10 protein-coding genes are annotated in these 14,019 nt (G+C 71.2%); 5 read left to right on the plus strand and 5 right to left on the minus strand.

Annotation, left to right across the window (positions count from 1 at the left end):
* The first annotated feature begins 9 nt into the window (after window positions 1-9).
* Window positions 10-594 (plus strand): TetR/AcrR family transcriptional regulator, encoded by a 585-nt coding sequence (locus AB0M51_RS14385; RefSeq protein WP_344187330.1) that lies wholly within the window; start codon window positions 10-12, stop codon window positions 592-594.
* On the opposite strand, the gene AB0M51_RS14390 is transcribed toward AB0M51_RS14385, so the two are convergent.
* A complete protein-coding gene (locus AB0M51_RS14390) occupies window positions 581-1,678 on the minus strand; it encodes an aldo/keto reductase (protein ID WP_344187329.1) in 1,098 nt (365 codons plus the stop codon). The two genes, AB0M51_RS14385 and AB0M51_RS14390, sit on opposite strands and share 14 nt — an antisense overlap.
* 97 nt (window positions 1,679-1,775) lie before the next feature.
* Here AB0M51_RS14390 and AB0M51_RS14395 point away from each other — a divergent pair, with 97 nt between their 5' ends.
* Window positions 1,776-3,710: a GMC family oxidoreductase gene (locus AB0M51_RS14395; RefSeq protein ID WP_344187327.1), complete on the plus strand. Its 1,935-nt coding sequence runs from the start codon at window positions 1,776-1,778 to the stop codon at window positions 3,708-3,710.
* 67 nt (window positions 3,711-3,777) lie between these two features.
* Here AB0M51_RS14395 and AB0M51_RS14400 read toward each other — a convergent pair whose 3' ends face one another.
* Window positions 3,778-4,293, minus strand: a complete 516-nt coding sequence (locus AB0M51_RS14400; protein ID WP_344187326.1) for a VOC family protein — start codon at window positions 4,291-4,293, stop codon at window positions 3,778-3,780.
* 33 nt (window positions 4,294-4,326) lie between these two features.
* The gene (locus AB0M51_RS14405; protein ID WP_344187324.1) at window positions 4,327-4,995 is read right to left on the minus strand and encodes a LysR substrate-binding domain-containing protein; all 669 of its coding nucleotides are present in this window, start codon (window positions 4,993-4,995) and stop codon (window positions 4,327-4,329) included.
* Between the two features lie 66 nt (window positions 4,996-5,061).
* Here AB0M51_RS14405 and AB0M51_RS14410 point away from each other — a divergent pair, with 66 nt between their 5' ends.
* Complete coding sequence (locus tag AB0M51_RS14410) at window positions 5,062-5,430, plus strand: DUF5997 family protein (protein WP_344187322.1); 369 nt, start codon at window positions 5,062-5,064, stop codon at window positions 5,428-5,430.
* A gap of 33 nt (window positions 5,431-5,463) precedes the next feature.
* Here the strand turns inward: AB0M51_RS14410 and AB0M51_RS14415 are convergent, their stop codons facing one another.
* Window positions 5,464-6,198, minus strand: a complete 735-nt coding sequence (locus AB0M51_RS14415; RefSeq protein WP_344187321.1) for an alanyl-tRNA editing protein — start codon at window positions 6,196-6,198, stop codon at window positions 5,464-5,466.
* Window positions 6,199-6,263: 65 nt separating this feature from the next.
* Between AB0M51_RS14415 and AB0M51_RS14420 the strand changes: the two genes are divergently transcribed.
* The gene (locus tag AB0M51_RS14420) at window positions 6,264-6,965 is read left to right on the plus strand and encodes a hypothetical protein (protein WP_344187319.1); all 702 of its coding nucleotides are present in this window, start codon (window positions 6,264-6,266) and stop codon (window positions 6,963-6,965) included.
* Here AB0M51_RS14420 and AB0M51_RS14425 read toward each other — a convergent pair.
* The gene (locus tag AB0M51_RS14425) at window positions 6,955-8,316 is read right to left on the minus strand and encodes an FAD-binding oxidoreductase (RefSeq protein WP_344187317.1); all 1,362 of its coding nucleotides are present in this window, start codon (window positions 8,314-8,316) and stop codon (window positions 6,955-6,957) included. The genes AB0M51_RS14420 and AB0M51_RS14425 overlap by 11 nt on opposite strands.
* Before the next feature lie 191 nt (window positions 8,317-8,507).
* Between AB0M51_RS14425 and AB0M51_RS14430 the strand changes: the two genes are divergently transcribed.
* On the plus strand, window positions 8,508-14,015 hold the full coding sequence (locus AB0M51_RS14430) for a carboxyl transferase domain-containing protein (RefSeq protein ID WP_363749452.1): 5,508 nt from the start codon (window positions 8,508-8,510) through the stop codon (window positions 14,013-14,015).
* Window positions 14,016-14,019: the final 4 nt, after the last annotated feature.

Consider the following 14,019-nt stretch of genomic DNA (forward strand, 5'->3'; position numbering starts at 1 on the left):
ATTCGAGGTGTGCTGACAGCGAAGGGTGCGGCGACGCGGGACCGGATCGTGGCGGCCGCCGCGGCGGAGATCCGGGAGCGCGGGATCAACGCGGTGAAGCTGGACGACGTCGGCCGGCGCAGCCGGACCGGGAAGAGTCAGCTGTTCCACTACTTCCCGGACGGGAAGGAGCAGTTGCTGCTCGCGGTCGCCGAGCGCGAGGCCGAGCAGGTGCTCGAGGACCAGGAGCCGCATCTCGGACAGCTGACCAGCTGGGACGCCTGGCGCGACTGGCGGGACGTCGTCGTGGAGAAGTACCGGCGCCAGGGCGTGAACTGCCCGCTCGGCGTCCTGATCACCGAGATCGGCCGCCACACCCCGGCCGCACAGGCGGTGACCGGGCAGCTGCTCGCGCAGTGGGAGCGGCGGCTGCGTGGCGGGATCGAGGAGATGCAGGCGGCGGGCGAGATCCGTGCCGACGTGGATCCCGCCCGTGCCTCGGCCGCGCTGATCGCGGCGATCCAGGGCGGTGTCGCGATCCTGATGGCGTCCGGTTCCGCGACGCATCTGGAGTACGCGCTCGATCTGTGCCTGGACTACCTCAGCTCCAGTTGACCACCGGCGGCCGGTACCCGGCCGGCTTGTCGGCGACCTTCGCGCCGGGGCTGACCATCCAGCCCTGGTACTCCGGCGTGAACATCCGGTAGACCGACGACGGCGGTACGGCGCTCGCCTCGTCGAGCTGAGCCCGTAGTTCGGCGGGCAGCTCGGACCCGAGCGCCGCGATGCTCGACTCGAGCTGTCCCGGGTTACTCGCACCGACGATCGCCGAGGCGACGCCGGGCTGGGTGGCGGCCCAGTTCACCGCGACCTGCGCCATCGTCACATCGAGCTCGTCGGCCACGTCACGGACCGCAGGCAACAGGTCCCACTGCCGATCGGTCCAGCTCTGCCCGGCCGCGCCGTCCCCGGTCAACCGCCCTTCGCCCGACATCGTCCGGGTCTCGTCACGCCGGTACTTCCCGGTCAGGAATCCGCCTCCGAGCGGGCTCCACGCGGTGATCCCGAGCCCGAGCTGCTGCGCCATCGGCACGTGCTCGGTCTCGATCGCGCGCTCGATCAGCGAGTACGGCAGCTGCAGGCTGACCATCGGGGTCAGCGAGTGCGCGTCGGCCAGCGTCTGCGCGCGAGCGGCGTACCAGGACGGTACGTCGGACAGCCCGGCGTACCGGATCTTGCCGGACCGGGACAGGTCGTCGAGCGTCCGCAGCACCTCGTCGACCGGCGTGATCCGGTCCCAGGTATGCAGCAGGAACAGGTCCACGTAGTCGGTGCCGAGACGCCGGAGCGAGTCGTCGAGCGCGCGGATGAGGTGCTTGCGGCTGTTGCCGCCCGCGTTCGGGTCGCCGGTGTCGACGCTGTTGGTCGCCTTGGTGGTGAGCACCATCCGCTCCCGGACGCCGGCCTCGGCGATCAGCCGGCCGACGATCCGTTCGCTCTCGCCCGCGGTGTAGAAGTCCGCGGTGTCGATGAAGTTGCCGCCGGCATCTATGTAGGCGCGGAAGATCGCCCGCGCCTCGTCCTCGGTCTTGCCGTACGGCGCGTGGAAGCCGTCCTGTCCGAAGTTCATCGTGCCCAGGGCCAGCCGGCTGACGCGCAGTCCGGACCGGCCGAGCAGGTAATAGTCGTCAAGTGCCATGACCACAGAGTTGCTCGGCAAGAATGGACCGGCAAGTACAAACTGCTGGCTGGGACGGGGACGCTCACCCCGGCGCCGAACGTGCGAGGATTTCGGCGTGCACCTGTCTGAACAGCAACGGAGTGAGCTCGAGCGGTTGGCGGAGGTCGTGGTGCCGGGGGAGGAGTGGGGCCGCGGGGTGGTGGGGTTCGTCGAGCGGGTGCTGACCGAGGACCGGCCGGACTGGCGTGGGCGGGTCGAGCAGGCGTTGGACGGTGGTGACCAGGGCTGGCTGACCCGGTTGGTGGCGCAGGGGTACTACGCGGAGCCGGCCGCCTGGGATCGCGTGGGGTGGCGAACGGGGGAGTTCGCCGCAGTGCGGACCGAGCTGGTCGTGACGCCGTGGGAGGCGATCGCGGAGCGGTACGACTGCGTCGTGATCGGGTCGGGCGCCGGCGGTGGTGCGGCGGCTCAGGTGCTGGCGGAGTCGGGGCGTTCGGTGCTGGTCGTCGAGTTGGGTGGCTACCCGTCGACGGAGTCGCTCGCGCACGACCACCTGCGGAATCCGCGGGCGACGCTCGGGCTCCCGGCGCCGACCGACCCGGATCCGGCGGGGCGGCCCCGCATCGCGGTCGTGGACGGCGTACGGCAGCAGGTGTTGCCGTCGGACGGTGCGTGGGGGAACAACGCGTTCACGGTCGGCGGCGGGACCCGGGTATACGGCGCGCAGGCCTGGCGGTTCGTACCGCGGGACTTCCGGATGGCTACGACGTACGGCGTACCTGAGGGGAGCGCGCTGGCGGACTGGCCGATCTCGTACGACGAACTGGAGCCGTACTACTCGTTGGCGGAGCAGCGGTTCGGGGTGAGCGGCGGTGGTACGGACCCGTGGCACGAGCCGCGGTCGATCCCGTTGCCGATGCCGCCGATGCCGCGCACCAGGTCGGCGCACCTGCTGGCGGGTGCTGCCGAGCGGCTGGGGTGGGGGACGCTCGACGTACCGCTGCTGATCAACTCGGTCGACTACCAGGGGCGTTCCGGCTGTGTACGGTGCGGGCAGTGTGTCGGCTTCGCCTGTCCGGTCGAGGCGAAGGGTGGGACGCACAACACCGCGCTGCCGGCTGCGCTGGCAACCGGCAACTGCACCCTCGTCACCGGGACCACCGCCGAACGCCTCGTCACCGACTCGGGTGGGCGCGTCGTGGGTGTGGCGCTGGTGAGTGGTGACGGTCGACGGACTGTGTCTTGCGCGGAAGTGGTGGTTGCGACTGGTGCATCCGAGACGCCGCGGTTGTTGCTGAACAGTGCGCATGACGGTGAGCCGGACGGGATCGGGAACAACCAGGACCAGGTCGGGCGGCATTTGCAGGCGCATGTGTACGCCGGGGCGGTCGGGCTGTTCGAGGACGAGGTGGTCGATCTCGTCGGGCCGGGGGTGTCGATTGCCACGTGCGACTTCCGGCATGGCAACGACGGGATCGTCGGGGGCGGGATGCTTGCGAACGAGTTCGTGCCGACGCCTGCCGCGACGTACGACTATCTGACTGCGGCCGGGATGATTCCGGCTGCCGGGGCGGAGAGTGTGGCGGGGATGCGGCACGCGGTACGGCGGATGCTCCGGGTTGTCGGGCCGATCCAGGAGGTGACGTCGGGGGAGTCCCGCGTGCGGGTCGATCCGTCGGTGGTCGACCGGTACGGGAATCCGGTGGTGGTGACGAGCGGGTCGATCCACCCGGAGGACGCGCGGGCGCATCGCTTCATGAGCGCGAAGGCGCAGGCGTGGCTGGACGAGGCCGGGGCGGTCCGTACGTCGGTCAGTCAGCTCGGGAGCCTCGGGCACCCGAGCACCGGGCAGCACCAGGCCGGGACGTGCCGGATGGGCGACGACCCGGCCCACTCGGTCACCGACCCGCACGGCCGCGTCTGGGGACACGACAACGTGTGGATCGCGGACGCCTCGGTCCACGTCACCAACGGCGGCGTGAACCCGGTCCTCACGGTCCTGGCAACCGCCCTACGCACCGCCGAAGGAATCGTCGGCACCCTCACCTAACCACCCCGCTCACCGCCCCCGCGAGCCGGACCATCCCTCCGCGCCCCGGAGGGATGGGTACTTGTAGTCAGCTGATGCGGGAGATGCCGACGCCGCTGCGTGCGTCCGCGCCGTACTTCGCGAGTTCGGCCGCGAGGTCCAGGCGGGTGATTCCGGTCTTGTTCTTGTCGTCGTCGGTGAGCAGGTCGGCGGGGATGATCCACACGATCTCGAACTCGAGCCCGTCGGGGTCCTTGCCATACAGCGACTTGGTCGTGCCGTGGTCGGACGCGCCGACCAGCGCACCGGCCGCGCTCAGCGCCCCGGCCAGCGACTCGAGGTCGCCGAGGGTGTCGACCTCCCAGGCCAGGTGGTACAGCCCGACGGTCGTCCGCCCGGCACCCGACGGACCCGCCTGGGAGCCGATCTGGAACAGGCCGAGGTCGTGGTCGTTGGTCGACCCGGGCGCGCGCAGGAACGCCGCGCCGGGGATCGCGTCGCCGGTCTCGGTGTACCCGAAACCGAGCACGTCTCGGTAGAACGCGACGCTCGCTTCGACGTCACGTACGTACAACACCGCGTGGTTCAACCGGAAGATCGCCATGTCCACCATAGTAGTTGAAGACTCAACTTATTTCTACCGGCGGCGCCTCGGCTTCTTCTGCGGAGCCGGCCGGGGCTGGGGTTTGGCCTTGGCCTTGGTCTTCGGCAGTGCGGGACCGCGGGAGCTGTTCACCGTGCGGCCGCGGACGATCCCGATCAGGTGCTCGACGAGTTCGCCGGTCTGGTCCTCGGGCCAGCTGAGTGCGACCTGCGACTCGGGTACGCCGGTCAGCGGGCGGTAGGTGAGGTCCTTGCGGTGGTGCAGCCGGGCCAGCGACTGCGGGACCACCAGCAGACCGGTGCCCATGGCAACCAGCTCGACCGCGTCCGCGGTCCGGGCCGGGCGGTCCTCGATCAGCCGGCCGGGCGGGTGTGCCCAGTCGAGGACGTCGTCCTCCGGGTGCAGCATCAGCTCGTCGGCCAGGTCGTCGGTGGTGATCTCGTCCGCGGCCGTGATCACGTGGTCCTTCGGGACCACGACGACGGTCTGCTCGACGTACAGCGGGATCGCGTGCAGGCCGATGCGGTCGATCGGGAGCCGGAGGAGTACGGCGTCGAGCTCGGCACGGCGTACCAGCTCGGGGGCCTCGGCCGCGGAGACCTGGACGAGTTCGAGCGGGATCCGGGGGAGGCGCTCCGTCCACATCCGGGACCATTTGGCGGGCGTCACGCCGGGGACGTAGCCCAGCCGGAATCCGGTCACGGACCTGAGGCTACCGGCCCGCACCCACCCCGCCGAGCGTAGCGAGGCGGTCGTTACGCTGCTGCCATGACGGCGCGTAAGACTCAGACGATGAAACCGGCGACGGCGGCGAAGAAGCTGGACGTGTATCTGCCGGCCACACCGGCCGAGTTCCAGGACGGCGTCGTGTCGCGGGAAGAGCTGAACGCGCTGCAGACCGACCCGCCGGAGTGGCTCCGCGAGCTGCGGAAGAACGGCCCGCATCCGCGGTCGGTCGTCGCGGCCCGGCTCGGCGTCTCGATCAGTGGGCTGGCTCGCGCCGGGGTGACCGAGGCGCTGACCACCGACGAGATCGACGCGATCCGCACCGAGAACCCCGCCTGGCTCGAACACGAACGCGCCACCCAGGCCGAGGTCCGCCGGCAGGAGGCCGAACTGAAGCGCAACCGCTCCTAGCCCCTCCGCCCCTAACCCGTCCGCCGAGCGGTTCTAGCTGATCCGGACCCGGAGGCGGCGGAAGCCTCGGCCCTTGCTTTCCATCTTGACGACGTCCATCCGGCCGATCATCGCCGTCGAGGCGACATGGGTGCCGCCGTCGGCTTGCGTGTCCAGGCCGGCGATGTCGACGATCCGGACGATCTCGATGTCCGGCGGCAGCAGGTTCGTCGCGGTGCGGATGATGTCGGGGATCGCGAACGCCTCCTCCCGCGGCAGATTGCTGACCGTGATCCGCCGGTCGGTGCGGATCTCCGCGTTCACCGCCTCGGCGACCCGGTCCTTGAAGTCCGGCGGCACCTCGGCCAGATCGAAGTCCATCCGCGCCGACAGCGGCTCCATGTTCCCGCCCGTGACCAGCGCCCCGAAGTCGCGGAACACCACGCCGGTCAGCACGTGCAGCCCGGAGTGGGTGCGCATCAGCTGGGTACGCCGCTCGTCGTCCAGCGCGCCGCGGACCGCCGTACCCGCTGCGGGCGCCGGGTCGCCCTCGTGCGGAACGAGATAGAGGTCGTCGCCCCTGACGGTCCCGACGATCCGGGTCCGTACGCCGCCCCACAGCAGCACGCCCTCGTCCGGCGGCTGCCCGCCGCCGCCCGGGTAGAACGCGGACCGGTCGAGCACGATCCCGCGCTCGGGATCCACGGCGACCACCGTCGCGTCCCACTCCCGAACCGAAGCGTCTCCGAGGTCGAGCCGATGCGTGTGCCCGTGCTGATCAGCAGTCATGATCACCTCACTGTGCCACAGCTGACCCCGAAGGGACCTGACACTGTCACCAGGGGGTGGGGGCGATGCAGATCGTCGAGAACAGCATTGTCGGGACACGGTCCGCCGTACTGCGGCTGACCAGGCGGGCCGGGGGACCGGAGATCGTCGTGTACCCGATGCTGCACGTCGCGGAACCGCAGTTCTACCGGGAGGTCGAGGCCCGTCTGCGGGCGAGCGACCTGCTCGTGGTGGAAGGCATCACGGGCGAGTCGACGGCCGTGGAGGGCCTGACGATGACGTACCGCGTGATGCCGGCGGCCGCGGAGTCGGGGCTGGTCGAGGACGACATCCCGTACGGCGACCTCGGCGTACCGTTCCTGACCCCGGACCTGACCGGTGCGGAGTTCCAGCAAGGCTTCCAGGAGCTCCCGTGGCAGACCAAGGCCCTTACCTGGGCGGCGGTCCCGGCGGTGTCGATCGGGCACTTCCTGGCCGGCCGCCGGGCGTTGCTGTCCCGGAACATCGAGGTCAACGACCTCCCGACCCGGCAGGAGGAACTGCGCGGCGAGCAGTGGGACCGCTTCGTGGACCTGATCCTGGACCGCCGTGACGGCCGCGCCGTCGAGGCCCTCGCCGCGGTCGTCCGGGAACGCGGCGACGAGGACATCGAGGTGGCGGTCGTGTACGGCGCCGCGCATGTGCCCGGCATCCTGCGCGGGCTGTACAAGCTCGGCTACCGGGTGGTCGAGGCGGAGTGGCTGATGGCCGTCAACGCTACGGAGTAGGCCCGTACGGGAACAGTCCGTCCGGGTCGTACGCCGATCGCACCGCGGCCAGCCGGGCGAACGTGTCCGCCGGCCAGGACGCCTGGTACGACCCCGGCAGCGCGAACCCGCCGGCGAAGTTCACCGTGGTCTCCGCGCACACCCAGGGCGCCAGCTTGTCCAGGATCCCGTCGACCGTTGCCGGAAGCACCTTCTCGAACAGGCTCGGGTCCGGTACGCCGATCAGCCCCATCGTGCAGGCGCCGCCGCGCCCGCCGACCGCGCTGCCCTCGGGGACGTCGCGCTCGGTCGCGCCGCCGAGGTGCCGGACCTCGACCGCGATCAGCGGCAGCTGCTGGTCCGGGCCGGCCACGTCCAGGAACGCCGCGACGAAGTCCGGGTCGAGTTCGTCGAGCATCAGACCGCGGTCCCACGACGGCGTCGGGTCCTTCGGGTCGTTGTGGATCAGCGCGATGTCGGCGGCGGACATCTCGCCGACCGCGTCGATCAGCGTCGTACCGGCGTCCCGGATCGGCTGGAACAGGCGCTTGCCCTCGGCGGTGTCCCCGACGTACGCGAACCGGACACTCAGCACGGTCTTGCCGCGCAGCGGCGCCGGGATGAACTCGAGCGGCGGCAGCCGCAGCACGACGACCGACGAGTTCGCCTCCTCGGGGAGTGTCCTGGTCCACTCGGTCCAGGTGCTGAACACCTGCGCGATGTGCTCGGCGTCGAAGAACACCGATCCGCCGTACAGCGTGCTCAGCTCGACGAGCGCGAAGTCCATCGCGGTGACGATGCCGAATCCGCCCTTGCCGCCGCGCAACGCCCAGAACAGCTCCTCGTTCTCGGTCGAACTGGCGGTCACCGCGCCGGTGGCCGTCACGACGCGGAAGCCGCGCGCCCAGTCGGACGAGAAGCCGTACGTGCGGGCCAGCGGGCCGAGGCCGCCGCCGAGGGTGTAGCCGATGCAGCCGACCGTGTCGGACGCGCCGGTGATCGGCGCGAGTCCGTGCGGCGCGGCGGCCGCGACCACCTCGGCCCAGCGGGTGCCGGCGTTGATGTGTGCGGTCCGCGTCTCGGCGTCGACGGTCACGCCGGTCATCCGGGTCGTGGTCACGACGATCCCGCCCCGCATCGGGTTCGGGATGCCGTGGCCGGTGGCCAGCACGCGGACCGGCGTACCGGTCTCGGCGGCGGCCCGGACGACGGCGACGGCGTCGTCCTCGGACGTCAGTCCGACCACGACGTCCGGGGTGTGCGTCACCGCGAGGTTGAAGCCGGACAGCTCCTCGGCGTACCCCTCGTCGGCGGGTGTCAGTACCGGTCCGGCGACTTCGGTGCGTAGCCGGTCGATCAGTTCCTCAGTCATGTGTGATTTCCCCTCCTGCGCGGCAGTTTTCCGCACGCGGGGGTCATGCTTTAGCAGAGCTGAGAACACGCCTCGGAAGGGGGCCGACTCGACGGTAATAGGCCAAGCCTGAAAGCCTGTGCCCGCAACGGCCAAGTTTGCAATCCAAAATGGCCCGTTGGCGGACGCAGGGTGAGACACGGAGGCGGTCTATGTTCAAGCGTATCGCAATAGTGAACCGGGGTGAAGCCGCGATGCGGCTGATCAACGCGGTCCGGGAAGTCAACGCCGAAGGCGGTGACCCGATCGAGACCGTGGCCTTGTTCACCGACGGCGAGCGCACTGCGACGTTCGTGCGGTCCGCGGACATCGCGTACCCGCTCGGCCCGGCGTCGGCCCGGCCGTACCTGGACCTGGCGGTGCTGGAGCGCGCACTGCGGGAGACCGGGGCGGATGCCGCCTGGGTCGGCTGGGGGTTCGTCGCCGAGGACCCGGCGTTCGCGGAGCTCTGCGAGCGGATCGGCGTCACGTTCATCGGTCCGTCCCCCGAGGCGATGCGCAAGCTCGGCGACAAGATCGGCTCGAAGCTGATCGCCGAGGAGGTCGGCGTACCGGTGGCGCCGTGGAGCCGCGGCGCGGTCGAGTCGCTGGACGCGGCGCTCGAGGCCGCGGACCGGATCGGCTACCCGTTGATGCTCAAGGCAACGGCCGGCGGCGGTGGCCGCGGCATCCGGGTGGTCCGCTCCGCCGACGAGCTGTCCGACGCGTACGCCCGGACCAGCGAGGAAGCGGCCCGCGCGTTCGGCAGCGGCATCGTGTTCCTGGAGCGCCTGGTCACCGGCGCCCGGCACGTCGAGGTCCAGGTGATCGCCGACGGCGAGGGTACGGCGTGGGCGCTCGGCGTCCGGGACTGCTCGGTGCAGCGCCGCAACCAGAAGGTGATCGAGGAGTCCGCGTCGCCGTTGCTGTCCGCGTCCCAGGTCGAGGACCTGAAGGCGTCGGCCGAGCGGCTCGCGATCGCGGTCGGGTACCGCGGCGCCGCGACCGTCGAGTTCCTGTACCACCCGGGCGAGAAGTCGTTCGCGTTCCTCGAGGTGAACACCCGGCTGCAGGTCGAGCACCCGATCACCGAACTGACCACCGGGTTCGACCTGGTGAAGGCCCAGTTGCACGTCGCGTCCGGCGGCCGCCTGGAGGGCCCGAAACCGGCGGAGAGCGGGCACGCGGTCGAGGCCCGGCTGAACGCCGAGGACCCGGACCGCGACTTCGCCCCGTCGCCGGGCAAGATCGTCGTCCTCGATCTTCCGGCCGGTCCGGGGATCCGCGTCGACACCGGCGTGAGCGCCGGCGACAGCATCCCGGCCGACTTCGACTCGATGATCGCGAAGATCATCGGGTACGGGCGGACCCGCGAGGAGGCGCTGGCCCGGCTGCGGCGCGCGATGCGGGCGACGACCGTCCTGATCGAGGGCGGTGCGACCAACAAGAGCTTCATCCTCGAGCTGCTCGACCAGCCCGAGGTGATCGACGGCAGCGCGGACACCGGCTGGATCGACCGGGTCCGCGGCGAGGGCCGGCTGGTCTCGCACCGGCACTCCGGGGTCGCGCTGGTCGCGGCCGCGATCGAGGGGTACGAGGACGCCGAGCAGGTCGAGCGCACCCGGCTGTACGAGACCGCGCACGGCGGCCGCCCGCAGGTGCAGCACGAGGTCGGCCGCGCGATCGACCTGAAGCTGCGCGGCGCGAGCTACCAGGTGACCGTGGCCCGGATCGGGCCCGAGCGGTTCCGGGTCGGTGTCGGGAACGGGCAGCTGAAGATCGTGGACGCCGAGCTGGAGCGGCTCGACGAGTACACGAGCCGACTGGTCGTCGGCGGGCAGCGGTTCCGGCTGGTGACCGCGACGCACGGGCCGGTGCACCTGGTCGAGGTCGACGGCGTCACGCACCGGGTCAGCCGGGACGAGGGCGGCGTACTGCGTTCGCCCGCGCCGGCGTTGGTCGTGGCGACGCCGGTGCCGGCCGGGGCCGAGGTCGAGGCCGGGGCGCCGGTGCTGGTGCTCGAGTCGATGAAGATGGAGACGGTGCTGTACGCGCCGTTCAAGGCCACCGTGAAGGAGCTGCAGGTCTCGACCGGCAGCCAGGTGGAGACGGGTGCGCCGCTGCTCCGGCTGGAGCCCGTGGCCGACGAGTCCGCTCTCGCGGAAGCCGCTCCGGTGCAGAACGGCGTACAGCTGGATCTGCCGAACGGGACCGGGGAGAAGTCGGCGGCCGAGCGGGTGGAGCGCGGGCTGGACGACTTGCGGAGCATGCTGCTCGGGTTCGACATCGACCCGCAGGACGAAGGCGGCATGCTGGCCGACTACCTGGCCGCGCGGGCCGAGCTGGCGACGCAGTCCGGGCCGCCGGTGGCGAAGGAGATCGAGCTGCTGGCGGTGTTCGCGGACTTCGCCGAGCTGAGCCGGAACCGGCCGGCTGGCACCGACACCTCGATCGAGAACCGGGTGCACAGCCCGCGCGAGTACTTCCACACGTACCTGCAGAGCCTCGACCCGGATCGCGGCGGACTGCCGGCCGAGTTCCAGGCGCGGTTGAGCCGCGTGCTGGGCCACTACGGTGTGACCGGGCTGGAGCGCAGCCCTGAGCTCGAGGAAGCGGTCTTCCGAATCTTCCTGGCGCAGCTGCGGTCGAATCCCGACGTCCTGCTGGTGACGTCCGTGCTGCAGCGGTGGATCGCCGAGCCGCTGCCGGAGGCGCCGCTGGACGAGTGCGTGCACGACCTGCTGGACCGGCTGGTGCTGGCCACGCAGCTGCGGTTCCCGGTGGTCGGCGACCTGGCCCGGAGCGTGCGCTTCCGGTGGTTCGACCAGCCGCAGGTGGACGCCGAGCGGGCGTCGATCATCGCCGGTGTCAGCGACGAGGTCGCCGACCTGGCCGCGCATCCGGACGCGCCGGACCGGCAGCAGCGGATCGACGCGCTGGCCGCGATCCCGGAGCCGATCGTCCGGTTCCTCGCGCAGCGGCTGGAGCACGGCTGGGGCGAGCAGGAGCCGATGCTCGAAGTACTCGTGCGCCGGCACTACCGCGAGTACGAGCTGCACGACCTGCGCGCGTTCGCCGTCGACGGGCGGCCGTTCGCGACCGCCGACTACTCGATCGACGACAAGCCGAGCCACCTGGTCACGACGGTCGGCACGGTCGCCGAGCTGGCCGACCCCGGCAGCGCGCTGTCGCAGGCGCTGACCGACCGGATCGACGCCCGGACCGCCGGCCACGAGGCCGTCGTCGAGTTGTACCTGTACGGCCCGGACCTGCCGGAGTCGCAGCAGGACGCCGCCGACCTGTACCGCCGGATGGTCGCCGACCTGCCGATCGCCCAGCGGGTACGACGGATCTCGGTCGCGGTCGCCTCCGGACAGGGCCGCCCGGTCTCGTACTTCACGTACCGCCCGGCCGGCGGCTCGATGGCCGAGGACGACAACGTCCGCGGCGTGCACCCGATGGTCGGCCGGCGGCTGAACCTGTGGCGGCTGCGCGACTTCCGGATCACCCGGCTGGAGGCGCCGGAGGACGTACTGCTGTACTACTGCGTCGCGCGCGAGAACGAGGCCGACCGGCGGCTGGTCGCGCTGGCCCAGGTCCGCCAGTTCGCGGTCGCCCGCGACGAGGAGGGCCAGGTCACGTCGCTGCCGCACGCCGAGCGCGCGATCGCGAACTGCCTGGAGGCGATCCGCCGGGCCCGGACCGCGCGTGGCGCGGCCGGCGCGAAGCTGGACATGAACCACGTGTGGGTGCAGATCTGGCCGGTCGTCGAGGCCCAGGTCGAGGAGGTCACCGCGCTGCAGCGCAACATCGCGCCGATGACCGCGGGTGCCGGGATCGAGGAGGTCCTGGTCCAGGGCGAGGTGGCCGGCCCGGACGGTACGACGAACCCGGTCGCGGCCCGGTTCTACTACCAGCACGGCGCGGGCGTCGTGACGTCGGTGGAGCAGCCGCCGACCGGCCGGCTGCTGCCGCTCGACGACTACGCGCAGAAGGTGCAGCGGTCCCGGCGGCGGAACACGATCTACCCGTACGAGGTCAGCGGCATGGTCGCCGGCCAGGGCGGCACGTTCGTCGAGCACGACCTGGACGACGCGGGCAACCTGGTCCCGGTGGAGCGGCCGAAGGGCCTGAACAAGGCCGGCATCATCGTCGGTATCGTCAACACGCCGACCGAGCGGTACCCCGAGGGCGTCACCCGGGTCGCGATGAGCGGCGACCCGACCAAGGCGCTCGGCGCGGTCGCCGAGGCGGAGTGCTCGCGGATCATCGCGGCGCTCGACCTGGCTGAGCGGCTGCGGGTGCCGGTCGAGTGGTACTCGCTGTCCGCCGGTGCCCGGATCTCGATGGACTCCGGCACCGAGAACATGGACTGGGTCGCGAAGGCGCTGAAGCGGATCGTCGAGTTCACCCAGGCCGGCGGCGAGATCAACGTCGTGGTCGCGGGCATCAACGTCGGCGCGCAGCCGTACTGGAACGCCGAGGCGACGATGCTGATGCACACCAAGGGCATCCTGGTGATGACGCCGGACAGCGCGATGGTGCTGACCGGCAAGCAGACGCTGGACTTCTCCGGCAGCGTGTCCGCCGAGGACAACTTCGGCATCGGCGGGTACGACCGGGTGATGGGCCCGAACGGCCAGGCGCAGTACTGGGCGGCGGACCTGAAGGGCGCCCGGGACGTGCTGATGACGTACTACGACCACACGTACGTCGTCCCCGGTGAGCGCGGGCCGCGGCGGGCGCCGACGTCGGACCCGCTGGACCGCGACGTCACGCCGTACCCGCACGAGGTCGCCGGGAGCGACTTCAAGACGATCGGGGAGATCTTCTCCGCGGCCACCAACCCGGACCGGAAGAAGGCGTTCGACATCCGCACGCTGATGCGGGCGGTCACCGACCAGGACCACCCGGTGCTGGAGCGCTGGGCCGGGATGGCCGACGCCGACACCGCGGTCGTGGTGGACGCGCGGCTCGGCGGGTTCCCGGTCTGCCTGGTCGGGATCGAGTCCCGGTCGGTGCCGCGCCGGGGGTTCCCGCCCACCGACGGCCCGGACACGTACACCGCGGGCACGCTGTTCCCGCGGTCGTCGAAGAAGGTCGCGCGGGCGATCAACTCGGCGAGCGGGAACCGGCCGCTGGTGGTGCTGGCGAACCTGTCCGGGTTCGACGGCTCGCCGGACTCGATGCGGAACCTGCAGCTCGAGTACGGCGCCGAGATCGGCCGTGCGATGGTGAACTTCAAGGGCCCGATCGTGTTCTGCGTCGTCTCCCGGTACCACGGGGGTGCGTTCGTGGTGTTCTCGAAGTCGCTGAACCCGTCGATGACCGTGCTCGCGGTCGAGGGATCGTTCGCGTCGGTGCTCGGCGGCGCGCCGGCCGCCGCGGTGGTGTTCGCCGGCGAGGTGGACGCGCGGACCGCGGCGGACCCGCGGGTGGCGGCGCTGGCCGAGCGGGTCGGCGAGGCCTCCGGCGCGGAACGGGCCGCCCTCGCGACGGAGCTCGCGGACGTCCGAACCGTCGTACGGGCAGAGAAACTGGGCGAGGTGGCGACCGAGTTCGACCGGGTGCACAGCATCGAGCGGGCCCGCGAGGTCGGCTCGGTCGACGAGGTCATCAAGGCCGGTGAACTGCGACCGAAGTTGATCGAGGCAATCACTTCCGGGGTACCCGGAGAGTGATCGG

The organism is Kribbella sp. NPDC051137 (genome assembly GCF_040682535.1).
GTDB lineage: Bacteria > Actinomycetota > Actinomycetes > Propionibacteriales > Kribbellaceae > Kribbella > Kribbella karoonensis.

Excerpts from the sequence above, each read along its gene's own strand:
- AB0M51_RS14390 (WP_344187329.1), bottom strand. The coding sequence starts at position 1,678 with ATGGCACTTGACGACTATTACCTGCTCGGCCGGTCCGGACTGCGCGTC.
- AB0M51_RS14400 (WP_344187326.1), bottom strand. The coding sequence starts at position 4,293 with ATGGCGATCTTCCGGTTGAACCACGCGGTGTTGTACGTACGTGACGTC.
- AB0M51_RS14410 (WP_344187322.1), top strand. The coding sequence starts at position 5,062 with ATGACGGCGCGTAAGACTCAGACGATGAAACCGGCGACGGCGGCGAAG.
- AB0M51_RS14415 (WP_344187321.1), bottom strand. The coding sequence starts at position 6,198 with ATGACTGCTGATCAGCACGGGCACACGCATCGGCTCGACCTCGGAGAC.
- AB0M51_RS14420 (WP_344187319.1), top strand. The coding sequence starts at position 6,264 with ATGCAGATCGTCGAGAACAGCATTGTCGGGACACGGTCCGCCGTACTG.
- AB0M51_RS14425 (WP_344187317.1), bottom strand. The coding sequence starts at position 8,316 with ATGACTGAGGAACTGATCGACCGGCTACGCACCGAAGTCGCCGGACCG.
- AB0M51_RS14430 (WP_363749452.1), top strand. The coding sequence starts at position 8,508 with ATGTTCAAGCGTATCGCAATAGTGAACCGGGGTGAAGCCGCGATGCGG.